Raw genomic sequence first — 23,372 nt, forward strand, 5'->3', positions numbered from 1 at the left:
CCTCCTTAAATGCTTTTTAAAATATATTCAAAAATTTGAGATGTATGGTATGTGCCACCTAAATCTTTAGTCGTAATGCCTTCTTGAATGAGGTGGTCTATTAAGTGATCAAGTTCGTGACTTGCTTTTGACTCATCGAAACTTTCTTTAAGACACATAGATAATGATCGTAGCATCGCAAATGGGTTTGCGAGATCTTTCCCTTGAATATCTGGAGCTGAGCCGTGAATAGGTTCATATAAGCGCGGACCATTTTCACTAAAGCTTGCGGAAGGTGATAAGCCGAGTGAACCTGGAATAACGGATGCTTCATCACTTAGGATGTCGCCAAATAAATTCTCCGTTACAATAACGTCAAATTGCTTTGGATTCGTAATTAAATGCATACTACATGCATCTACAAGTAAGTGATTAACTGTAACTTCAGGATAATCTTGACTTACTTCGTTGATTACGCTGCGCCATAATTTACTAGAAGCGAGCACATTTTCCTTGTCGACGCTCGTTAAAATTTTGCGTCTCGATTGAGCTAATTTAAAAGCCACATGCGCAATTCGCGTGATTTCGTCTTTCGTATAAGTCAATGAATCAAGTGCATGCGTCTTCTCTACATAGCTTGGTTCACCAAAGTAAATGCCGCCAGTTAGTTCACGCACGATTATAAAATCCGCATCGTCAACGATACTTTCTTTAAGTGGTGATAAATGGCTTGTCCCCTTAACGACCTTAATCGGGCGAATATTAGCAAATAATTGTAAGGATTTTCGTAATTTTAACAGCCCATGTTCAGGACGATTATCGGGATCTGTCCATTTAGGTCCACCTACAGCACCTAGTAATATTGCATCTGCATCATTACACGCAAGTTGTGTTGATTCTGGAAAAGGCGTGCCATAGTTGTCTATAGCAACGCCACCAAAATCGTGAACTGATAAAGAATATTCAAATTGGTATTTCTCACTTAAACGTTTTAATACGCTTAAAGTGCCTTCCATTATTTCGGGACCAATCCCGTCTCCTGGTAATGCTACGATTCTATATGTCATGACGTAACGCCTTCTTCCGATTGAATTTCAAGTTGATATTTCGCATGTGCTTCAACGTATGCTTTACATGAAGCGTATAGAATATCGTGGTCGATACCGATACCCGTAAATGTTTGTCCACCTACATTGATTTGTACGTGAACTTCACCTTGAGCATCAAGACCTTCAGTCACGGAATCAATGGTATAGTCAAGTAGTTCTGGCGATACATCAAAAATACGGTCAACCGCATTATAAATAGATACAATTGAACCTGTTCCAATGCTTGAATCTTGGTATGTTTTGCCAGCTTTATCTTTGAGTACAACGACTGCACTTTGAAGTCCGTTAGATACCAATTGAAGTTGAAGTGCATCGACCTGATAGAGTGCACGTTGTTCGTGATTCGTACCTTGTATTAAAGCGTGAATATCACGATCTGTAACATGTTTTTTCTTATCAGCGATATCTTTAAATTGTTTAAATAATTGTTTTTTACCTTCGTCATCAATTTCATAACCTAGTGCTTTAAGTTTTTCATTAAAGGCATGTTTACCTGAAAGTTTTCCAAGTGGTAAATCGTTTTTCTTAACGCCGACAAGATTAGGTGTCATAATTTCATAAGTTTCAGGGTTCTTAAGGACACCGTCTTGATGGATACCAGACTCATGGCTAAATGCATTCTGACCTACGATAGCTTTGTTTCTAGGAACACGAATTCCAGCATATCTCGAAATCAGGTCAGATGTAACTTTCGTTTCAGCTAGGTTAAGCTTAGTTTGATTTTGATAATAATCGTTTCTTACATAAAGTCCTAGCGCAACTTCTTCTAAAGCAGTGTTACCAGCACGTTCACCGATACCGTTAATTGTACCTTCAATACGTTTCGCACCGTTTTGAATCGCTGCTATACTATTTGCTACAGCTAAACCTAAGTCGTCATGGCAATGTGCACTGTAAATGACGTCTTGATCTGTTTGAATCTCTTCATGTAAAGTTTTAAAGATATTCCCATATTCAGTAGGGTAGCTATAACCTACAGTATCTGGAATGTTAATGACAGTTGCACCGGCATCTACCGCTGTTTGTACACATTGAATTAAAAATGGTAAAGGGGTTCTTGTCGCATCTTCTGGTGAGAATTGAACGACGTCAAAATATTGTTTCGCATAACGCACATTCTCAGTAATAGCGCTTAAGACTTCGTCTTCAGTCATTTTCAGTTTATGTTCTAAGTGAATCGGACTTGTTGCAATAAATACATGAATTCTAGGTAATTGTGCTTCTTTCGTTGCTTCGTATACTGCGTCAATGTCTGACTTTTTACATCGTGCGAGGCCACAAACGGCTGTCTTTGTTAATGCTTTCGAGATAGCTTCCACTGATTTAAAACTACCAGGGCTTGAAGCAGGGAAGCCTGCTTCAATAATGTCAACGCCCCATTTTTCAAGTTGCTTAGCTATTGTTAAGCGTTCATCAAATGAAAAGCTAACGCCTGGTGTTTGTTCACCATCACGAAGTGTAGTATCAAAAATTTGGATATGATGAGACATAGTCCTCAACCCCTTTAAACGTTATTTTTGAATCGATTTCGATTTAACAAATGGCATCATGTCACGAAGATCACGACCTACTGCTTCAATAGGGTGACCGTGTTGTGTTTCACGTAGTGCTTTAAATTCTTTAAATCCATTTTGATTGTCTTTGATGAAGCGGTCACTGAATGAACCGTTTTGGATATCTTCAAGTACTTTCTTCATATTTGCTTTAGTTTCATCTGTGATAACGCGTGGACCTGATACATAATCACCAAATTCTGCTGTGTTAGAGATTGAATAACGCATATTTTCCATGCCGCCTTCATACATGAGGTCAACGATTAACTTCATCTCATGTAATACTTCAAAGTAGGCGATTTCAGGTTGATAACCCGCTTCAGTTAGAGTTTCATATCCTGCTTGGATTAAGCGTGTAACACCACCGCAAAGAACAGCTTGTTCACCAAATAAATCTGTTTCAGTTTCTTCTTTGTATGATGTTTCGATGACGCCTGCACGAGTTGCACCGATACCTTTCGCATAACTTAACGCGATATCTCGTGCTTCATTTGTAGCGTCTTGTTCAACTGCGAATAATGCTGGAACAGCGCTACCTTCTGTAAATGTACGGCGTACTAAGTGACCAGGTCCTTTAGGCGCTACTAAGAATACGTCTACATCTGAAGGTGGTACGATGACTTTGAAATGAACGTTAAATCCGTGTGCAAAGGCTAACGCTTTTCCTTTAGTTAAGTACGGTTGAATTTCCTTTTCATAAACTTGACCTTGAACTTCATCAGGTAGTAACACCATGATAACGTCCGAAGCTTCACTTGCTTCACTAACAGTTAATACTTCAAAGCCATCTTCTTTAGCTTGGTCGAACGATTTACCTGGACGGATACCGATAACAACATCATAGCCATTATCCTTTAAGTTTTGCGCGTGCGCGTGACCTTGAGAGCCATAACCGATAACTGCGATCTTTTTACCTTTCAAAGCGTCCTTTGTTACTGATTCATCATAATAAACTTGTGTCATGTGAATACCTCCATTAATTTGAAAATTTTGAAATTTTAGCTTGTTATTAAATTAAGCCTGCTGAACCTGTTCGAGAAACTTGTTCGATATCAAATGATGTTAGATCATCTAAAAGGTTGTTCATCGTATATGGTGGACCAAACGCTTGTAAATACAAGTGCGTCTGGTCATCTTTCAAGATTGAAACTAGCGCATCATACGGTTTAATCACTTTATAGAATGCCTCTTTGTCTTTAGGTGTGTTTAATTTAACTAATAACAATTCTCTGTTATAAGTATTTGTGTCTGTGATATCTTCAACTTTCAATACATTGATTTGTTTCTCTAACTGTAGAATCAGTGTGCGTACATTTTCATCTTCAATTTCAGCGACAAATGTAATTTCTGTAATTTTTTCTTGTGTAGTTGGTGTAGCTGAGAGGGTGATAATGTTAAATTGACGACGAACAAAGATACTCGTGAGTCGATTTAACGTACCCGCTTCATCTACAACTTGGACTTTGAATGTTCGTCTCATAGCACACCCTCCATTTCGTGATTGGCTTTTCCACTTGGAACCATAGGTAATACAGGTTCGACAGGTGAGATTCTAACTTCAATTAATGCTGGACCCTCATATTGAAAGGCCTCTTCAAGTGAACGTTCCATTGCTTCAGGGTCATCGATTAAGTAACTATGAACACCATAACTTTCTGAGAGTTTCATAAAGTCAGGTTGATCGTTAAATACGGAATGACTAAAGCGCTGATTAAAGAATTTATCTTGCCATTGTTTAACCATGCCAAGCGTACCGTTATTGATGAGCACGATCTTAACGTTAAGGTTAAACTCATTCAGTAATGCCATTTCTTGGTTCGTCATTTGGAACCCACCATCGCCGACAAACGCGACTACTGTGTCATTTGGTCTTGCTAGTTGCGCACCGATTGCTGCAGGTATACCATATCCCATTGTGCCAAGGCCACCACTTGTAAGTAATTGACCGTGTCGATTGAATGGGTAATACTGTGCAACCCACATTTGATGTTGTCCAACGTCAGTTGTGACGATCGCATCGCCATTTGTAATCTTACCGATTGTTTCGATAAGTTTTTGCGGTTTAGAAAAGCCATCATCTGTTTTTTCATATTTAAATGGGTGTTCTGCCTTATTTGTTAAACACGTGTCTAACCATGCTTCATGTTTAAAGGTCAATTGGTTAAACATGAGTAACTCGCTCAGTACCTCTTTAACGTCTGCTACAATACCTAAGTCTGTCTTGATAACTTTACCGATTTCAACTGGATCGATATCTACGTGCACGATTTTAGCGTCTTTAGCGAATTCATCTGGCTTACTTGCTAGGCGATCATCAAAACGACTACCAAAGTTGATGAGTAAATCGCATTCTGTAAGTGACATGTTACTTGCGTAAGAACCATGCATACCGCCCATGCCTAAGAATAAGTCATGTTCGTATGGTAGGGCGCCTAAACCAAGTAATGTTGTAACTACTGGTATTTGATGTCTTGTCGCAAATGTTGTTAGCATGTGATTCGACTTTGAATGATTGACGCCAGCTCCAGCTAAGATAAGTGGTTTTTTAGATGCTTTTAAAAGCTCTCTAAGACGTTGAATATCTTCTTTCTCAGGCGTTGTTTTTACCGTATAACCAGGTAAATCAAGTTCACGTGGTTTAGGATGATTCGTTGATAATATGCCCATGTCTTTCGGGAAGTCGATGACAACAGGACCTTTACGACCTGTATTCGCGATGTGAAACGCCTCATGTATAATTCTCGGGATATCGTTCACATCTTTAACTTGGTAATTATGCTTCGTTATCGGTGTAGTCATAGAGAGTAAATCTGCTTCTTGGAAAGCATCTTTACCGATACCTGGTGTATGCACCTGACCAGTGATAACGATTAATGGTAATGAATCGCTATAAGCATCAGCTATACCGGTGATTGCGTTAGTAGCACCAGGGCCGCTTGTCACAACGACAACGCCCGGTTTACCTGTAACGCGTGCATATCCTTCAGCTGCGTGTGTAGCACCTTGTTCATGTCGTGCAAGGATATGTGTAATATCTTTATCATAAAATTTATCATATAGCGGCAATACCGCACCGCCTGGATAACCAAATATGAAATCAACATCTTCCTTTAAAAAGGATTCTACTAAAAGTTCTGACCCCGTTTTCATAGTTTCAACAGGTCCCTCAACTTCTTCATACGTTACTGTTTCGAGAGGTTCTTCTGTTTTAGACATATCCATTCACTCCTTAAATAAGATTTTCAGGTACTTGCATCACACCGCCTGTATTAGCGCTTGTAACAAGTGCTGTGTAGCGTGCTAAGTAACCAGTTTTAACTTTTGCTTTAAATGGTTTTAATGCTTGTTTACGTGCTTCTAATGTGTCATCTGAAACATCGACATCTAAAGTTCGGTTCGTTAAATCGATTGTGATGTCATCACCATCTTCTACAAGTGCGATAGGGCCGCCAGATGCAGCTTCAGGTGAAATGTGACCAACTGCAATACCTCTTGTGGCACCAGAGAAACGACCATCTGTAATTAATGCGACGTCCTTACCTAAGCCGCGACCAACAATTGATGAAGTAGGGGCAAGCATCTCTGGCATGCCTGGACCACCCTTGGGACCTTCATATCGAATCACGACAACGTGCCCTTCGCGGACAGTATGATTATCGATAGCTTCAACTGCGTCATCATGCGTATCAAAACAAATTGCTTTACCTTTAAAGACTTTGATAGATGGGTCGACTCCGCCAACTTTGATAACCGCGCCATTAGGAGCTAAGTTACCGAATAAGACGGATAAGCCACCTTCAGAGTCATAAGGATTATCTAAGTGGCGGATAACTTTATCATTCGTTATTGCTTTACCTTCATTATTTTCTCTAAGTGTTTGACCAGTTGCTGTGATGCGGTCAGGATGTAATGTGCCTTCTTTCTTCATAAGTTCATTGATGATTGCTGGAACCCCACCAGCTTCATGAACATCGTGCATTGAATACGACGAACTAGGTGCGATTTTAGATAAATAAGGTGTCTTCTTAGCGATTTCATTAATGCGTGCTAAGTCGTAGTCGATACCCGCTTCCTTCGCAATTGCGAGTGTGTGAAGGACTGTATTTGTAGAACCACCCATCGCCATGTCTAATGCAAATGCGTCATCTAACGCTTCTTCCGTAACGATGTCTCGTGGTTTTAAGTCATTTTTGATATTATCTACTAATTTAAAAGCAGCTTCTCGAATCATTTCACGTCTTTGTTCACTTACTGCGAGTGCTGTGCCGTTATATGGTAGTGCTAACCCTAACACTTCCATTAAACAGTTCATGGAATTTGCTGTGAACATCCCTGCACAAGAACCGCAAGTAGGGCAGGCATTTTCTTCCATTTCTAAGAATTCTTCTTTTGACATTGATCCTTCTTTAAAAGCACCAACCGCTTCAAACATAGATGATAATGTTAAAGCTTTACCTTGAGACGATAAACCAGCTTTCATAGGCCCACCTGAACAAAAGATAGCCGGTACATTCGTACGCATGGCTGCTAAAATCATACCAGGCGTGATTTTGTCACAGTTCGGAATGTAGAAGACACCATCGAACCAATGTGCGTTGATAACTGTTTCAGCTGCATCCGCGATAATTTCTCGACTTGGTAACGAATAACGCATGCCAATGTGTCCCATTGCGATGCCGTCATCTACGCCGATTGTATTAAATTCAAAAGGAATGCCACCTGCTTCTCTGATTGCTTCTTTCGCAATATCTGCCAGCTCTCTTAAATGTACATGTCCTGGAACAATGTCTATATATGAATTACATATTGCTATGAAAGGTTTATTCATGTCAGTTGGACTTTTGATTTGTCCTGTTGCGTGTAACAAGCTTCTAGCCGGTGCTTGATGATCTCCTTTTTTGATCTTATCGCTTCTCATTTTGATTCCCCCCGAATATTTGAAAATAAAAAAACGTCCCAATTGATAAAAATTGGGACGTTAGATAAGTCCCATTCAACTAGAAATAGGACTTAAACGAGCAGTAACAAAAATTTGTTTACTGATGTTCGAGTCCTAACATGCATAATAAAATGATAATAATATTTTGTTGTCTTAGTGGTTTCGTATATGCGCTTGTATTAAAAGTCATCTTATTATGCTCCTTCCTAATTAAATGGTTTCAATCAATAGTGAGAATTATCTAAAAATTTGTTGAATTAAATTTACTATATCGACGTATTAAGTGTCAACTCTTTTTTAAAGAATTTTTTGAAAATTTAATTTTGATGACGATGTACCGCATTTCAAAGTAAATCGATGCAAAATTTGTTACAATGTATAGGATAAAAATTATAATAGGAGTTCTTAAAATGAGAATTAAAAATTTAGATGAACTTGAACAATTTGCGCACGTCCTTGCAAGTCGACTTAAAGGACAAGATCTCATTTTATTAAATGGTGACTTAGGTGCAGGTAAAACAACGCTCACGCAACTTATTGGTAAAGCACTAGGCGTTAAACGTGTCATTAATTCTCCAACATTTAATATTATTAAATCTTATCAAGGTGACAAGCTTCAATTACACCACATGGATTGCTATAGACTTGAAGAATCTGAAGAAGATTTAGGCTTTGATGAATATTTTCTAGACGAAGAAGCGGTTACAATTATCGAATGGAGCCAGTTCATTGAGACATTCTTACCGAATGCTTTTCTAGAAATCAATATCAAAGTCATTGATGAAACGACTAGAGACATTACGATTCACGCAAAAGGGCGTCACTATCAAGACATGAAGGAGGGTATCGAACGTGAAGTATCTTTTAATTGATACATCCAATCAACCATTATCGATTGGCTTAATGAACGATGACGACGTGATTGACGATTACACGACAAATATAAAGAAGAATCATTCTGTTCAACTCATGCCAGCTATTGAACATATGATGAACGAACATAATATGACCCCGCAGCAACTTGACGCGATTGTAGTTGCGCAAGGTCCAGGTTCTTATACAGGTTTACGTATTGGTGTTACAACAGCCAAGACATTAGCTTATACGCTTCATATTCCTTTATATGGGGTCTCTTCTTTAAAAGCCCTTGCACACACGCTAACGCATGAAACACGCGTCATTGTACCTGTCTTCAATGCAAGACGTGAACATGTCTACGCAGGTGCATATCAATTTAAAGACGGTCACTTTGAAACGATTATTGAAGATCAGTACATTGCGATTAAAGATCTGAACGACAAACTTCAATCACTTAACGACGACTATATCTTTGTAGGTCATGATACAACTGATTTAGAAGACTTATTAGACGGACCAACCTTGCATCAATTACCACGCGCGATAGCTATGAAGCCTTTAATTCACACACCTGAAGATACCCATACCTTTAAACCGACGTATTTAAAATTATCAGAGGCGGAACAAAATTGGATCAACCAAAACCAAAAGACTTAAATATTCGAAAGATGTCCAAGCTCGATGTCCCGAACGTTTATGACATCGAGCGCGTGAGTTTTAATGATAGCTCTTGGACAATTGATGCCTTTTATCATGAATTAGAAGAAAACAACTTTGCACAGTATTTTGTCTTAGAATATGACGGTGAAATAATAGGTTATCTAGGTTTATGGATTGTAATCGATCAAGCTCAAATTACGACAGTTGCGATTGACACTAAATATCGTGGCTATGGCTTAGGTCAGTTGCTTTTAAAATATGTGATGCAATATGCGAGCTATTCTTGTTCAGTTATGAGTTTAGAAGTGCGTGTCGATAATACGGTCGCACAACATGTCTACCAGAAGTTCGGATTCCAATACGGTGGCAAACGTAAAAATTATTATGGCAATGGAGAGGATGCATATGTTATGTGGGTGAATTTAAACGATGAATAATACAAAGATTTTAGCAATCGAGACCAGTTGTGATGAAACGAGTGTAAGTGTCATTGAGAACGGTACGATGATATTGAGTAATACGGTATTAAGTCAGATTGAAAGTCATAAGCGTTTCGGTGGTGTAGTACCAGAAGTTGCGAGTCGTCATCATGTTGAAGGTATCACGACGACAATTGAAACATCACTTCAAGAAGCAGACGTTACGATGGATGACATTGATGCCGTTGCCGTTACGGAAGGTCCAGGATTAATCGGTGCCTTATTAATTGGTGTTAATGCAGCTAAAGCGCTCGCATTCGCACATCAAAAACCATTAATTCCAGTACATCATATTATGGGACATATTTATGCGAACCATCTCGAAGAACCTTTAACATTCCCACTTATTGCACTAATCGTTTCAGGTGGTCACACAGAATTGATTTATATGGAAGATCACTTAAACTTCAAAGTGATTGGTGAAACACGCGATGATGCAGTGGGAGAAGCATATGACAAGGTAGCACGTACAATTGGCTTACCTTATCCAGGCGGACCGCTTGTTGATAAGCTTGCGCAAGTTGGGGAAGATACGTATGATTTCCCTCGCGTTTGGCTTGAAAAGGATAGCTATGACTTTAGTTTTAGCGGTCTTAAGAGTGCAGTCATTAATAAATTACACAACGAACGTCAGAAGAACAATCCAATTTTTAAAGAAAACGTCGCGGCTAGTTTCCAAAATAGCGTTGTAGAGGTTCTTGTAGGAAAAGCCATCAAAGCATGTGAAGATTTTAATGTTGACCATTTAATCGTTGCAGGTGGAGTCGCTAGTAACCAAGGCTTACGTCAAAAGCTTAAAGAAGAAGCAACTGCTAAACAGATTCAACTTGCTATTCCTAGTATGAAACTATGTACAGATAACGCAGCGATGATCGGCTCTGTGGCACATTTTTTATACTTAGATGGTGTACGTGCAGATATGTCACTTAACGGTAAAAGTGGGCTCGATATCGAATCCTTTTAATTTCCATCAAAAACGTTTACGATATGAGTATCTTAACGAAGGAGATGGAAAAGTGGAAGCAATCACATACTTTACCTTTAAAAATAGTATTGAAGCGCTCGAGTTCTATGAAAAATATTTAGGTGCTACGGATATTAAACGTGTTCCAGGCGACCATGAAATGTTTCAAGAAGCAGACGAAGATAAGCGATTACCAGAAGATTTCACAATGAATGCATCATTTAAGATTTTAGGTAAAACATTCATGTGTAGTGACGTACAAGGTGATGAAGATATCAATAATTCCGGTGTCAACATTGCCTTTCAATTTAAATATGAAGATGAAGCGGATCGACAAGCAGCTGAAGCTTTCTTTAATAAAGCGATAGAAGGTGGTTGTGAAGCGAGTATGCCATTAGGCCGCATACCTTGGTCACCACTTTATGGTATGTTTGAAGACCCGTTTGGCATAACTTGGATGATTAACGCATATCAATAAAATAAAACCAGGCTAGGATAATAAATTCAATTTCCTTAAACAGCATGCTTTCCTGGGGCGTGGCCGGAGCCTGTAGTCTCCGGACTCATGCTACTCCCCTAGGAGTCAGCTGTTTTGGAAATTGCTTTATATAAAGCTAATTAGCTTTATTTCTCGACTTATATCCTAGCCTGTTTTTTTATTTATATTAATTTAGCTCTCACGTCATGTTTTGACATTTTGAATGGCTTTGTTGTAAACCGTTTTAGGAAATCCTGTGATACGTAATAACTCTATCGCATTACGTGTATCTGCAGGTCCTTCTTTAATTGTATAATCAAATAAAATTTCGTCATCTTCGATCTTTTCATTAAAGTGATAATTATCACACATATCATCAAGTAATTGCGTCAATTCAATATCATGTGTCGCAGCCATTAACTTCGTAGTAGGAAGGTTATGAATATGGCGTAATACTGCCTCTGACGCTGCTACGCGTTCTTTAGTATTGGTCCCTTTAAAGATTTCATCAATGAATAAGTAATAAGGATGCTTAGTCTGTATATCAACCAATCGCTTGATTGATTTAATTTCAGCCATGAAATAACTATCGCCACTCATGACATCGTCTGCATTTGCCATTGCTGTCCGAATGATTCCTGGTCGATACGTAAATGCCTCAGCCGTAACCGTTCGTACGGATTGAGCAAGTATCAAGTTAATCGCGATAGACTTCATAAATGTAGATTTACCAGAAGCGTTAGAACCTGTAATTAACGCGTCTTTATCAAATTCGAAGTCATTTGCCACTGGGTAAGATAATAGTGGATGATATAAATCTTCAAACGCTACTTGATTATTCGTAATCGTAGGTTCGATATAATAAGGTAATGTCTCTTGCCAAAGTGAAACGGCATATGCTGTATCGATATCGCCTACAAATTCGATACACTTAAACATTTCGTCCTCGTTATTTAAAAGCTTTTCCTTAAGTAAATTATAAATATGATAATCGATTAAGAATAATTGTTTAAAGAATGCGAATACCTGCCCCATAATCGAACTATCTTGGGCAAGTAGAAAGCGATACTTAAAAAGTTTACTAAACTTAGAGAAATCGATATCATGTTGGTCCTTAAGAACATCAAGCGTAGCTAATTTGTGTGCAGTCTCAATAACACGTCCTGCAAAGAATAAATCACCTAAATCCTTACTGATTACCATTAAATATTTATAGCTCAATGCCAAATTAATAACCATAGACAAGATTGTGACGAAGATAAACATCGGTGACACGAACCATAACGCGATACTAAGTAGCGGTAATAAGCATAGAAAGATAAAGCTTTTATGATATGTATTGATCACGCGCGTTTGCTTGTAAGTCGGGTAGGTACGTTTACCAATCTTTGAAAGTAGTGATGAAACGTTTAATCTAAATGTAGAATCCTCTTTAAAAGCCCTTAAAACCTTATTATCCTTCACTTGAAACATGTTTCGTAAGGTTGCGTATAGATGCATTTCACCAATAGAACTGAAACAATAGTTCATTTGTCTAAAGATTTGATCCATATTCACATCAGACCACGTCTTATCATCAATGAGTAAATGAGCGTTGTAATGAGGTGAACGAAGTCTAAAGTAATCATCGTACGAGGCATTCTTACGCTCAAAATCTTCATAAGGTTCCTGTCTATCCCACAAAGTTCTGAGTTTTTGCTTGAGCCTGATACGTTCGTTAACGATCGTAACTATGATAACAATGATAAACACAACGATGAGCAATCCGAAAAAGCTAAAAGCAGTCATAGAAACACCTTTCTTCAAAAGTTAAGTATATTGTATCAAATTTTTATAACATTTTTAACTGTTTCAATTTGTACGGTGTCAATAGGGAACATGCGTACTTATCAACAATTTGTGAACAACTTGGGGATAACTTAGGCATAATGGTGTGTATAAGCATTTGAAAAATGTGTATGAAATTTGTGGGTAGTTACAATTTACCTGTGGATAACTGGAATAACTCTGTGGATAGTTGGTAAATAAGGTCTTTTAGTGTGAATAAAGGTTGAATGTGTGGTGAATAAAAAATGTGGTAAGTGAAAAATTCTACTTACCACACAATTCTAACTTTGATACTCTGATAACTTTTCTTGTAATATTTCCCAGTTTTCCATAATCTGTTCTAATTCTTGTTCGGTTTGTTCTTTTTCATCAGCAAATGCTGCTGCTTTTTCAGGATCGTTAAATACCTCGGGGTCGGTTAATTGTTCATCAATAGATTCGATATGAGCTTCAAGTGACGAAATTTCTTGTTCAATAGAGGCTATTTCTCGCTCTAATTTACGAATCTGCTTCTTAGCTTCCTTATGATCTTGATACGACACATCACTTGTATCAACTTTAGAATCAGCGCCGTCTGACGCTTCTTCTATCGCATTCAGTGCACGTTCTTCTTCTGATTTATCAAGATAATATTGGTAGTTACCGATGTACATACGATGGTGGCCTTTCTGCATTGAAAAGACCTTCGTCGCAATCTCGTTAATAAAATAACGGTCGTGAGAAACAAAGATGATCGTGCCTTCGAAGTTTTTAAGTGCTTGTTCTAACATCTCTTTGGAATCGATATCTAAATGGTTAGTAGGCTCATCTAGAATAAGCACGTTATTACGTTCAAGCATTAATAAAGCAAGTTGTAGTCGCGCTTTCTCACCACCAGATAAATCGTTAATGACCTTTTTCACATCATCTTGTACAAATAGAAAGCGTCCGAGTATAGCTCGAACTTCCTTTTCAGGGAGATGCATGTATTGATCCCAAATGTAATCGAGGATTATTTTAGATGATTTAAACTCGGCTTGTTTTTGGTCATAATAGCCAATTTTTAGATTAGCACCGTATTGAACATGACCATTTAAAGCAGGTAAATCATTAGATAGCGTCTTAATTAATGTGGATTTACCAATACCATTAGGACCTATAATCGCGATGTGGTCACCTTTAGTCACATCAAAATGAATGCCTTCTGTGATGACATCGTTGTAGCCAATAGATAAGTCTTTAACATGCATCACATCGTTTCCAGTATTACGGTCGAAATCAAATTGGATATTAGCTTGTTTCGCATCCAACATTGGTTTATCAATACGTTCAATCTTCTCAAGTGTTTTACGACGACTTTTCGCCATACCACTCGTCGATGCTCTAGCGATGTTTTTATCAACAAAGGTTTCTAAGCGTTTAATTTCGTCTTGTTGACGTTCAAATTCACGCATACGTTTTTGATAATATTGATCACGTTGTTTGATAAACTGACCATAGTTCCCGATGTAATGTTTAACTTCACCTAAAGCCACATCGTATACTTGTTTAACAATTTTATCTAGGAAGAATCTATCATGGCTGATGATGATAATGGCGCCTTTAAAGAATTTTAAGTAATCTTCAAGCCACTCAGTCGTTTCCATGTCTAAATGGTTGGTCGGTTCGTCAAGTAACAGTAGGTCAGGCTCTTTCAATAACATTTGAGCAAGAGATAAGCGCGTTTTTTGTCCACCACTAAAGTCATTAATAGGGCGATCGAAATCAGCTTCTTTAAAATTAAGTCCATGAAGCACGGTCTTAATTTTACTTTCATATTGATAACCTTCAAGTTGTTCAAACTGATTAGATAATGTTTCGTATCGCGCGATGTGCTCTCGATAAGTTTCCGTATCATATTCATCAGCATGCACACTTAACCAATTCGTTTCTTGCTGCATCTTTGCTTCCATTTCCTTTAAATGGTTGAAAGGTTCAGACATTTCTTCGAAGACGGTCTTATTAGAATTTAACATCATTTGTTGTGTTAAGTAACCTAGTTTGAGATTCTTAACTTTAGAGATATGGCCGGCATCGTAATTTTCAACGCCTGCTATAATCTTCATAAGTGTTGACTTTCCTGCGCCATTACGACCAACAATACCAATACGTTCGCCAGTTTTAACTTCAAAGTTTACATCTTGAAAAATATCTTCTCCATCAAATGATTTTGTTATATTGTTTAATTGTAATAAAATCATTATTCCGCACCTCGCAATATGATTATTTTACATGATAAAGATATAAGTTGAAATAGTAACTGTTTATTTTGAGTGAACTATCAGTTATAATTAGGTATATTCTGTGAAAGACATCACATAAACTACTAATGGAGGGATTTTATACGGTGGAACATGATTCAGTAAAAATTCCACGTGCGACTTTAAAGCGACTTTCTTTGTATTATCGTTTTGTGAACACGCTAAAATCTAAAGGTGTAGAGCGTGTAAATTCGAAAATTATAAGTGAAGGTTTAAATATAGATTCCGCAACAATTCGTCGTGATTTTTCATATTTTGGTGAACTTGGTAAAAAGGGATACGGATACAACATAGATAGCTTACTTGAGTTTTTTAAATCTGAACTGAGTGAAAGCGACGAAATTAAAATAGGTTTAATTGGTGTGGGTAACTTAGGACGTGCGTTACTTACATATAACTTTTCAATTCATGATGAAATGACGATTACAGAAGCTTTCGATATAGATGAAGCGGTTGTTGGTAGTGATATCGGTAATGTGAATGTTAAGCATTTAGATGACTTACCAAAGGTTATTAAAGAAGAAGGTATTGAAGTGGTTATTATTACTACACCTGAAAAGGCTGCCCAAGAGGTAGCGGATTATGCGTCTAAAGCAGGTGTAAGAGGTATCTTAAACTTCACGCCAAGACGTATTACAACTTCAACAAAGGTACAAGTACATCAAATTGATTTAGGTATCGAATTACAATCCTTACTATTCTTTATGAAGAATTATGGTAAATAAAGCGCGATTTTAAGACACGAGGTAAGTGGTGAAAACCATTTATGTCGTGTCTTAAATTTAGGGTTGAAGTTTCTTCAAGTCTCTATTATTATTAAACTTATCATATAAGTCGGATATAAAGGAGATAAGTTATGACTTGGATCATTATAAGTGGGTTGATCGTTGGTATCTTACTAGGATTCGTCATGCAGCGAACGCGCTTTTGCTTAACTGGCGGCTTTCGAGATATGTACGTTCAACGAAATAATAAGATGTTTTATGCACTACTGATTGCGATTACGATACAAAGTATCGGATTACTTATTCTCACTCGCACAGGCTTACTTACGATTCATAATGAAACATTTCCAATTATAGGAACGATTATTGGATCGTTTATTTTTGGAGTAGGTATTATCCTAGCAGGCGGTTGTGCTACAGGTACTTGGTACCGAGCTGGCGAAGGTCTCATAGGGAGCTTTGTCGCACTTGTCTTTTACGCATTAAGTGCAGCAGCCACGAAACATGGTGTTTTAAAGCCTTTAATGGATAAGATTAATACGCATACCGTAGCGAACGCAGATATGGCTTCGTCTACAGGTGTGCCAATGTGGGTATTTGTGCTACTCTTAACGCTAATCACATTATTCTTTGTCGTTAAGACGTTACGTAAACCGAAACCTAAGATACCGATGCCTAAACTGAAGCAAAAGTATACTGGTTTCAGACATATTCTCTTTGAAAAGCGCTTCCACCCATTTGTTGCGGCAATAGGAGTTGGCTTAATCGCGTTTATCGCGTGGCCGATGAGTACGTCTACTGGTCGTGAGGGTGGACTTGGTATTACGACACCATCATCAAATATCGTTACATTCCTTGTGTCAGGTGATATGAGCGCGCTTGATTGGGGTGTCTCCTTAGTATTAGGTATCTTTATTGGTTCATACATCGCAGCTAAAGGTTCACGTGAATTTAAATGGCGTTTACCCGATAAAAAGACCATCCGTAATAGTGTGATTGGCGGTGTATGTATGGGCTTTGGTGCAGCAGTTGCAGGCGGTTGCTCGATTGGTAACGGTTTAGTTGCAACAGCTGCTATGTCTTGGCAAGGTTGGATTGGACTTGCTTCAATGATTGTAGGATCATGGTTTATGAGTTACTTCATGTTTGTAAGACCTATGAAGAAAGTACAGCACCAATCATCTACAGCGACTTCAAGTCGTGGTACACAAACGGCTTAATAGGAGGATTTGTTATGTTATATGAATTAGGAACAGTAGGAATGGTATGTCCGTTTCCATTAATTGAAGCTCAGAAAAAAATGAATGAGCTCGAAAATGGTGACGAACTTAAAATAGATTTCGATTGTACACAGGCAACAGAAGCTTTACCTAACTTCGCAGCTGAGAACGGCTATCCCGTTACGAACTACGAGCAATTAGGAGATGCTTCTTGGACGATTACAATTCAAAAAGCTTAATAGCTAAATGGGGGTCTGGGACATAATTTACAATTCCCTTAAACAGCATGCTTTCCTGGGGCATGGCCGGAGCCTGTAGTCTTCTAAAGTCCAACTCGTATTTTCAATACGATAGTTGGACTTACAAAGAAGCTCAGGCTTCTTTGTTCATAATAAAGAGCCCCAGCTTGCATAGCTTGTTAATTTGCTACGCAAATTTCTTTGCCGGGGCCCCGCCCTCTGAGTCAGCTGTTTTGAGAATTGTATGAAATAAAGCTTAAATGCTTTATTTCACGACTTATGTTTCAGACCCTTCTAATTTTAGAAATTGTGTTGACGCTAATTTTAATCACGATATATTAATGCTTTTTGATTTAATATACGTGAAATAATGATTACATTCCTGTTGATGTGATAAAATAAGGATAAACGTACTATTTCAATCGGAATGAGAAATAGGTTTGACTGGACTTTTAAAGAGGGGATGTTTTGACAATGCGCACATGGACAGAAAAAGAACAATTTCAACATTACGAAGATTTAACACCTGAAGAAGTAGAAGCATTAAAAGAGAAAGTGAATACCTCTATTTATAGACAAACCTACCATATTCAACCACCTACAGGCGTTATGCAGCAGATGTCTGGCTTAATATTCTATAACCATACTTATTTCATTCAAACGGTTAATTTCCCTAATGGCACAGATCATCAGTTACCATATTGGTACCATTTCAAAGGTGATCAACTTACGCATCTTAAACCGCATCATACATATATGACACCTGAAATCATCGACCAAGATCGTCGCTTAGGAGACGGTTCATCATTTATTTATGATAATGATTTATATATGATGTTCACAACTGTATCTAATGATGACGAACCAATTTATAAACAACACGTTGCTAAGCTTACGAATGATGGCTCGATTTTAAAGCAACAAGAAGTTGTGATTACGCATGATCAAGGCGATTTCAATATGGTTAGAGATCCGAATGTCGTGATGCATGAAGGTCGTATGTATGCATTTCTTGGTGGTCAGAATCAAGAGGGCAAAGGTACAATTATTGTTTACAAGGCAGTACATCCGTTTCAATGGACGTATGTTGGTGAAGTTCAAACGTCGTTCGTTGATGAGAGTATAAGACGTGTCGCACCAGATTATTTTAGACTGAATCATCTCGACTTCATTATTTATGGCTTCGAGGAAAAGCACCAAGCGTCTACGCGCTACTTAACGGGTTATGCGAAGGGTATGCTTGAATTTAACGATATGACATTTACCCATAGTGACTTTAAAACGTTAGATGATGGCTTTGATTTTTACGCACCGAAAACATTCTTAAATGAACATAAAGCGCGCGTTTTATTTGCGAATATGTCTATGCCTGACGTCACATATCCTTCAGATAAAGACCAATGGCGTAATTGCTTAACAGTCCCTAGAGTGTTAACGATTGAAAATGGGGATCTCAAACAGCGTCCTTTAGAGGATTTAAAATCACTGAGATATAACGAAGAAACCGCATTAGGTTATGCAACGAAATTTAATCGCCAATTACACCCATTTGAAGGTACAGAGTATGAACTCATTGTAGATATTTTAGAAAATGATGCGACAGAATTGTACTTTGAATTACGTGCTTCAAAATTCGAAGCAACGCATATTATTTATAACAAACGTTTAAATCAATTAACGTTAGACCGTTCTGAAAGTGGTCCATTGCCTGAACCGTGTGAAACAAGAACGTCAACCACGCTTAAGGAAGAACTTAAACAATTACGTATTTTTGTTGATGCATCAAGTATTGAAATATTCTGCAATGATGGTGAGCGTGTGCTAAGTAGTCGTATCTTCCCATCGAAAGATTCGAAGTACATACGTACTTCAACAGAATCTGGACAAGTGTACATGAAGTTAACAAAATATGATTTAAAATCGATTATTGAAGAACCTGAACAAGAAGAAAGCCAAGATGAATCCTAAGTTCATCTTGGCTTTAAGTGTGTTCAAGGCATCTATATAATACCTATATTTTTTTGATGTTACGAACCGAAGCGTAACAATATTCTTCGTTCTTGAAGTAGACAATACGTTCTTTAGAATCAATACGTTCTATATTATTACGGTTAAGCACGAAGCTGTTATGGCATCTAAAGAAGCGGTCATCGATTTGAGCGAGTTCCTTTAGATTACCGTAAAATTCAAGTTGACGATTGTCTAAGTGAGCAATTAAACGATGTGATTTGGTTGATGATTCAAAGAACATAATATCGTCATATTGCACATATACTGAATTACTGCCGCGTTTTAATTCAATTGTTTCAACGTTACTTTCTTTAGATAATAAGTCTAATCGAGAGTGTGCAGTTTCGATACAATCTATAACACGCGTCTTAAGTTCATCAATATCATCTTTGAAAATAAAGTCCATTGCTGAAACCTTATAAACGAAAGTGAGATACGTGAGCTCACTATGACTTGTAACAAATACGATGTTGCCAATTGGGTCATGTTTACGGATCTCGCTACCTAATTTTATTCCATTAATATCTGATTCGAGTTGAATGTCTAAAAAGTAACATCCAATATCAGTCATGTTTTTAGAGTGTTCGAGTAACTCGTAAGGATCATTTGTGGCAATTTCGATTTCCATAGGTTTATCTTCAATCATGATGTAATTCTCAATGATTGAAACCATGCGTTCACGTTGACGCTCATCATCTTCACAAATTAAAATTTTCATCTCAACACTTCCTTATACATCTTCATTTAAAATGTCTAATTTTTGTATAAAGTATTGGCCTTCAATCGTTGTATCGAGTAGTACATTTGAAGTTGAATCTGTAATCTCTTTAAGTGTATAAAGGCCGACACCTCTGTTTTTCCCTTTAGTAGAGAAATCCTTTTTAAATAATTGGTGTACACGAGGGGTGTCACTAGAACATTTATTCATCACGATTATTATGATAGAACTATCCGTTTTGATAAATGCGATTTGAATGATAGGTTTTTTAATTTGCTCTGATGCTTCAATCGCGTTGTCCATGATAATACCAAGTATTCGACTTAAATCAACCATATTCATATTAATATAATCAATAGGATCTGCAACTTCCACGCTGATTTGAATATCTTTTTCTTGAGCCTGTAAAACCTTGGTTGTAAGTAAACCTTTAATACCTCTAACTTGGAGGTTTTCGACACCATTTAATTTAAAGTTCTTCTGTTGAAAGCTATCTTGTAGAGGAGAAATATGATTGTTAAAGTAATCTCTTAAACCTTCCATGTCATCTTCGCGAATGAAGTCTGAGAGTGTAGCTAAAATATTGATGTAATCGTGACGGAATTTACGCATATCATTATTAACACTTTCGATTTTAAGTGTGTATTTATAATATGTTTCTAACTCTTCTTTGTAGTGTCTATATTTTAGTTCTCTGGCTACATTAATAGTAATAATAACGATGATGACAAGCATTATTATAATAAAACCTAAAAATACAAAAGTTATATTATCAAATTGCTCGATAGTAGATACTGTATCAGGCATAAATCTATATATTAAAAATATTGTAATAGCTAAAAGGAAGCACATCGCAAATAAATAATATTTATTAATATACAAGATTGATGCTTTAAATTTATAAATGATAAATCGTATTAAAAACGCTAGTACGATAGACATGGTTAAGTAACAAAAACCATACATTATGTATGATAGCCATTTGACATGAAAATATTCTTCAAATTCTACAGTTAATACAACAGTTAGGACGTTACTCAAATATAAAATAAGTATACTTGATAGGGCAGATATAACGCCTATAATACTTGCTCTTTTATAAAAGAAAATAATAAAGAGGACTATAAGGAGTATAAGCGTATATTGCTTTAAGAAGATGAATAAAATAGTAGAAGGGACTATTACCCCTAATACAATAGAAATATAATCCCTTCTAGAATAATCAATACTTAAAATTATATTGGCAACTATGAACAAAATAGCTGCTTGAAATAAAGCTAATAGAAATGTCGATAAAACTGCCATATAATTTTACACACTTTCTAACTTTTATTTATTTGCTTCGTCGATTAATTCTTGAGGTACTTCAGCTTCATCGAAGAAACCGTAGCAGATACGGATTGAACCGAAAGTTCCAATTTTAGAAAATACGTCAGCTAATACTTTTGCGAAGATAGAAAAGATATTCATAATTATTTGTCCTCCTTAGGAAAAAATATTGGTAATAGCGTTATGGCTTCAATAACAATTCCAGTTAACATTAACTGTTGGTACGGCTCTTGCACAAAAAATGAAAGCGCAATAACTACTATAGTAGTTATAATTGCTCTAACTTTTTTCCCTTTCTTACGACTTTCTTTAATAGGTAGCTTTCTTGTAGCAGCTGGTGCTAATAGAATAACCATTATTAAAGAAATCAAACTCAATACGAAAAAGAAAGTATAAGGTATTTCAAAATGTACAATTAGCCATGGCAACAGAATGAAAATTAAAAGATTCTGTACATGACACAGAAATGATGATTTTGCATGAGCTCCATGCGCGAAAAAGCGCAATACGAAATAAAATAAATGAACAGTTAGTGTGTAAAAGAATATACTCAATAGGAGAGCGAGTCCGTAAACAACAATTCCTTTAAACAAATTCCCCAGTACTATCTGGATGCCTAAACGTATTTTCAGATATGAAATACGATCTAAATTGTTTTTCTTTTGCAGGGTCAATGCAAATTTATCAATCCATGTATCTAATAGCTTTTGCATTGCACCACTCTCCTTAATTCTTATTATATAGAAAAAAGTACAAACTGTGTATTTATTGCCTAACTGTTAACATTTAATTCTAAACTGTCATCTTGATGATGATAAATACATTTTAACATAAAAATCATGACAAGTAAGAACTTAAAATTTCGAGTTAGGCACTAACTCTTTTTATTTTGAATTTCTATGTTTCAATATAGACATATCACAGATAAGTGATACAAAATCAAAGGATTATTTTTGAGGTAACTACTACGTTTATTATTGTTGTGAAACAATTTGTAGGTGTTATTCCTGAAACAAATTGTAGGAAGGAGGGCATTATAATGGCAGGCGATATCGGTAAAACTATCATGGACTTTTTCAAATGGTTAGGTGAAACTATCGACAAATACACTCAAAAATAATAAGTCATTATTATTTTGAAGGTATTTTAGAATGTTCTTAATTTCAACAACAAATATAAAAGGAGTGAATTAACATGGCTGGAGATATCATGGGTACAATCACAGACTTAATCAAATGGATCGCTGAAACAGTTGAAAAATATAAAAAATAATTAGTCTTTTAAATTAATTTTTAAGATTCATCTCAATTGAGAAAGGAGTGACTTATCATGGCAGGAGATATCATCGGTACAATCAACGATTTAATCAAATGGATCGCTGACACAGTAGAAAAATATAAAAAATAATTGAAGCTTAAAGATTTAACTTTTCCTAAATAAACACATGAAAGGAGTGACTCATAATGGCAGGCGATATCATGAACACAATCAACGGTTTAATCAAATGGATCATCGACACAGTTGAAAAATACAAAAAATAATTGAAGATTAAAGATTTAACTTTTCCTAAATAAACAAACGAAAGGAGTGACTTATAATGGCAGGCGATATCATGAACACAATCAACGGTTTAATCAAATGGATCATCGACACAGTAGAAAAATACAAAAAATAATTGAAACTTAATTATTTCATTTTTCTAAAATAATACACGAAAGGAGTGACTCATAATGGCAGGCGATATCATGAACACAATCAACGGTTTAATCAAATGGATCATCGACACAGTTGAAAAATACAAAAAATAATTAGTCTTGAATATCTAATCTTAATTTATCTCAATTGAGAAGGGAGGCACTTATAATGGCAGGCGATATCTTCAAAGCTTTAATCGAATTAGGTCGTTTCATCGCAGACATGGTTAAAAAATTCAAAAAATAATTCATCCTTTTAAAAGCATAGGGTTACCCTATGATAATATTTGATATGTATCATTTGGAAGCTAA

Annotated in this window: 26 protein-coding genes; 14 read left to right on the forward strand and 12 right to left on the reverse strand. The window is 36.7% G+C overall.

Annotation, left to right across the window (positions count from 1 at the left end):
* Positions 1-5: 5 nt before the first annotated feature.
* From leuB to ilvD, 6 genes are all read right to left on the reverse strand, one after another.
* Positions 6-1,046 (reverse strand): 3-isopropylmalate dehydrogenase, encoded by a 1,041-nt coding sequence (gene leuB / locus ACF3N8_RS05590; protein WP_009384291.1) that lies wholly within the window; start codon positions 1,044-1,046, stop codon positions 6-8.
* Entirely contained in the window at positions 1,043-2,578 is a 1,536-nt protein-coding gene (locus ACF3N8_RS05595) for a 2-isopropylmalate synthase (protein ID WP_392450397.1), read from the reverse strand. Before ACF3N8_RS05595 ends, leuB begins: the two co-directional genes overlap by 4 nt.
* 21 nt (positions 2,579-2,599) lie before the next feature.
* Entirely contained in the window at positions 2,600-3,604 is a 1,005-nt protein-coding gene (gene ilvC, locus ACF3N8_RS05600) for a ketol-acid reductoisomerase (protein ID WP_238094307.1), read from the reverse strand.
* Positions 3,605-3,650: 46 nt separating this feature from the next.
* Positions 3,651-4,121: an acetolactate synthase small subunit gene (ilvN, locus tag ACF3N8_RS05605; RefSeq protein WP_009384285.1), complete on the reverse strand. Its 471-nt coding sequence runs from the start codon at positions 4,119-4,121 to the stop codon at positions 3,651-3,653.
* Positions 4,118-5,791, reverse strand: coding sequence for a biosynthetic-type acetolactate synthase large subunit (gene ilvB / locus ACF3N8_RS05610; protein ID WP_392450431.1), 1,674 nt, complete (start codon positions 5,789-5,791; stop codon positions 4,118-4,120). Before ilvB ends, ilvN begins: the two co-directional genes overlap by 4 nt.
* 79 nt (positions 5,792-5,870) lie before the next feature.
* On the reverse strand, positions 5,871-7,559 hold the full coding sequence (gene ilvD / locus ACF3N8_RS05615; RefSeq protein ID WP_238101015.1) for a dihydroxy-acid dehydratase: 1,689 nt from the start codon (positions 7,557-7,559) through the stop codon (positions 5,871-5,873).
* Between the two features lie 431 nt (positions 7,560-7,990).
* On the opposite strand from ilvD, the gene tsaE reads away from it, so the two are divergent.
* From tsaE to ACF3N8_RS05640, 5 genes are read left to right on the forward strand one after another with little or no spacing between them, the layout of a single operon-like run.
* Positions 7,991-8,452 carry a tRNA (adenosine(37)-N6)-threonylcarbamoyltransferase complex ATPase subunit type 1 TsaE gene (gene tsaE, locus ACF3N8_RS05620; protein ID WP_017176854.1) on the forward strand — a complete coding sequence of 154 codons (462 nt, stop codon included), beginning with the start codon at positions 7,991-7,993 and terminating at the stop codon, positions 8,450-8,452.
* Positions 8,433-9,095: a tRNA (adenosine(37)-N6)-threonylcarbamoyltransferase complex dimerization subunit type 1 TsaB gene (gene tsaB, locus ACF3N8_RS05625; RefSeq protein ID WP_009384277.1), complete on the forward strand. Its 663-nt coding sequence runs from the start codon at positions 8,433-8,435 to the stop codon at positions 9,093-9,095. Before tsaE ends, tsaB begins: the two co-directional genes overlap by 20 nt.
* 11 nt (positions 9,096-9,106) lie before the next feature.
* Positions 9,107-9,535, forward strand: a complete 429-nt coding sequence (gene rimI, locus ACF3N8_RS05630) for a ribosomal protein S18-alanine N-acetyltransferase (RefSeq protein ID WP_392450432.1) — start codon at positions 9,107-9,109, stop codon at positions 9,533-9,535.
* A complete protein-coding gene (gene tsaD / locus ACF3N8_RS05635) occupies positions 9,528-10,541 on the forward strand; it encodes a tRNA (adenosine(37)-N6)-threonylcarbamoyltransferase complex transferase subunit TsaD (RefSeq protein WP_009384273.1) in 1,014 nt (337 codons plus the stop codon). The genes rimI and tsaD overlap by 8 nt, the downstream gene beginning before the upstream one ends.
* A gap of 52 nt (positions 10,542-10,593) precedes the next feature.
* Complete coding sequence (locus ACF3N8_RS05640; RefSeq protein WP_009384271.1) at positions 10,594-11,019, forward strand: VOC family protein; 426 nt, start codon at positions 10,594-10,596, stop codon at positions 11,017-11,019.
* Between the two features lie 204 nt (positions 11,020-11,223).
* Here ACF3N8_RS05640 and ACF3N8_RS05645 read toward each other — a convergent pair whose 3' ends face one another.
* Both ACF3N8_RS05645 and ACF3N8_RS05650 read right to left on the reverse strand, forming a co-directional pair.
* Positions 11,224-12,807: a DNA mismatch repair protein MutS gene (locus tag ACF3N8_RS05645; RefSeq protein ID WP_009384269.1), complete on the reverse strand. Its 1,584-nt coding sequence runs from the start codon at positions 12,805-12,807 to the stop codon at positions 11,224-11,226.
* Positions 12,808-13,127: 320 nt separating this feature from the next.
* The gene (locus ACF3N8_RS05650) at positions 13,128-15,065 is read right to left on the reverse strand and encodes an ABC-F family ATP-binding cassette domain-containing protein (protein WP_238102084.1); all 1,938 of its coding nucleotides are present in this window, start codon (positions 15,063-15,065) and stop codon (positions 13,128-13,130) included.
* Positions 15,066-15,193: 128 nt separating this feature from the next.
* Between ACF3N8_RS05650 and ACF3N8_RS05655 the strand changes: the two genes are divergently transcribed.
* The 4 genes from ACF3N8_RS05655 (at position 15,194) to ACF3N8_RS05670 (ending at position 19,277) form a co-directional block, all read left to right on the forward strand.
* Positions 15,194-15,850 (forward strand): redox-sensing transcriptional repressor Rex, encoded by a 657-nt coding sequence (locus tag ACF3N8_RS05655; RefSeq protein WP_238101017.1) that lies wholly within the window; start codon positions 15,194-15,196, stop codon positions 15,848-15,850.
* A gap of 131 nt (positions 15,851-15,981) precedes the next feature.
* Positions 15,982-17,070 (forward strand): YeeE/YedE family protein, encoded by a 1,089-nt coding sequence (locus ACF3N8_RS05660; RefSeq protein WP_009384264.1) that lies wholly within the window; start codon positions 15,982-15,984, stop codon positions 17,068-17,070.
* Between the two features lie 14 nt (positions 17,071-17,084).
* Positions 17,085-17,309, forward strand: coding sequence for a sulfurtransferase TusA family protein (locus ACF3N8_RS05665; protein ID WP_009384262.1), 225 nt, complete (start codon positions 17,085-17,087; stop codon positions 17,307-17,309).
* Positions 17,310-17,783: 474 nt separating this feature from the next.
* The gene (locus tag ACF3N8_RS05670) at positions 17,784-19,277 is read left to right on the forward strand and encodes a GH32 C-terminal domain-containing protein (RefSeq protein WP_238101034.1); all 1,494 of its coding nucleotides are present in this window, start codon (positions 17,784-17,786) and stop codon (positions 19,275-19,277) included.
* Positions 19,278-19,320: 43 nt separating this feature from the next.
* On the opposite strand, the gene agrA is transcribed toward ACF3N8_RS05670, so the two are convergent.
* The 4 genes from agrA to ACF3N8_RS05690 are packed head-to-tail and all read right to left on the reverse strand — an operon-like array spanning position 19,321 to position 22,079.
* The gene (gene agrA / locus ACF3N8_RS05675) at positions 19,321-20,037 is read right to left on the reverse strand and encodes a quorum-sensing response regulator AgrA (RefSeq protein WP_009384258.1); all 717 of its coding nucleotides are present in this window, start codon (positions 20,035-20,037) and stop codon (positions 19,321-19,323) included.
* A 12-nt stretch (positions 20,038-20,049) separates the two neighbouring features.
* Positions 20,050-21,342: a quorum-sensing sensor histidine kinase AgrC gene (gene agrC, locus ACF3N8_RS05680; RefSeq protein WP_026049014.1), complete on the reverse strand. Its 1,293-nt coding sequence runs from the start codon at positions 21,340-21,342 to the stop codon at positions 20,050-20,052.
* Between the two features lie 24 nt (positions 21,343-21,366).
* Entirely contained in the window at positions 21,367-21,507 is a 141-nt protein-coding gene (agrD, locus tag ACF3N8_RS05685; protein ID WP_009384253.1) for a cyclic lactone autoinducer peptide AgrD, read from the reverse strand.
* 2 nt (positions 21,508-21,509) lie between these two features.
* Positions 21,510-22,079: an accessory gene regulator AgrB gene (locus ACF3N8_RS05690; protein ID WP_238101019.1), complete on the reverse strand. Its 570-nt coding sequence runs from the start codon at positions 22,077-22,079 to the stop codon at positions 21,510-21,512.
* A 481-nt stretch (positions 22,080-22,560) separates the two neighbouring features.
* On the opposite strand from ACF3N8_RS05690, the gene ACF3N8_RS05695 reads away from it, so the two are divergent.
* The 5 genes from ACF3N8_RS05695 to ACF3N8_RS05715 are packed head-to-tail and all read left to right on the forward strand — an operon-like array spanning position 22,561 to position 23,174.
* Positions 22,561-22,638, forward strand: coding sequence for a delta-lysin family phenol-soluble modulin (locus tag ACF3N8_RS05695; RefSeq protein ID WP_100223791.1), 78 nt, complete (start codon positions 22,561-22,563; stop codon positions 22,636-22,638).
* A 57-nt stretch (positions 22,639-22,695) separates the two neighbouring features.
* Entirely contained in the window at positions 22,696-22,773 is a 78-nt protein-coding gene (locus tag ACF3N8_RS05700) for a delta-lysin family phenol-soluble modulin (RefSeq protein WP_009384249.1), read from the forward strand.
* A 56-nt stretch (positions 22,774-22,829) separates the two neighbouring features.
* A complete protein-coding gene (locus tag ACF3N8_RS05705) occupies positions 22,830-22,907 on the forward strand; it encodes a delta-lysin family phenol-soluble modulin (protein WP_142382114.1) in 78 nt (25 codons plus the stop codon).
* A 56-nt stretch (positions 22,908-22,963) separates the two neighbouring features.
* Positions 22,964-23,041 (forward strand): delta-lysin family phenol-soluble modulin, encoded by a 78-nt coding sequence (locus ACF3N8_RS05710; protein ID WP_142382114.1) that lies wholly within the window; start codon positions 22,964-22,966, stop codon positions 23,039-23,041.
* A gap of 55 nt (positions 23,042-23,096) precedes the next feature.
* Positions 23,097-23,174 (forward strand): delta-lysin family phenol-soluble modulin, encoded by a 78-nt coding sequence (locus tag ACF3N8_RS05715; protein ID WP_142382114.1) that lies wholly within the window; start codon positions 23,097-23,099, stop codon positions 23,172-23,174.
* Positions 23,175-23,372 lie beyond the last annotated feature (198 nt).

The organism is Staphylococcus massiliensis, assembly GCF_043186315.1.
In the GTDB taxonomy this organism is placed as follows: domain Bacteria; phylum Bacillota; class Bacilli; order Staphylococcales; family Staphylococcaceae; genus Staphylococcus; species Staphylococcus massiliensis.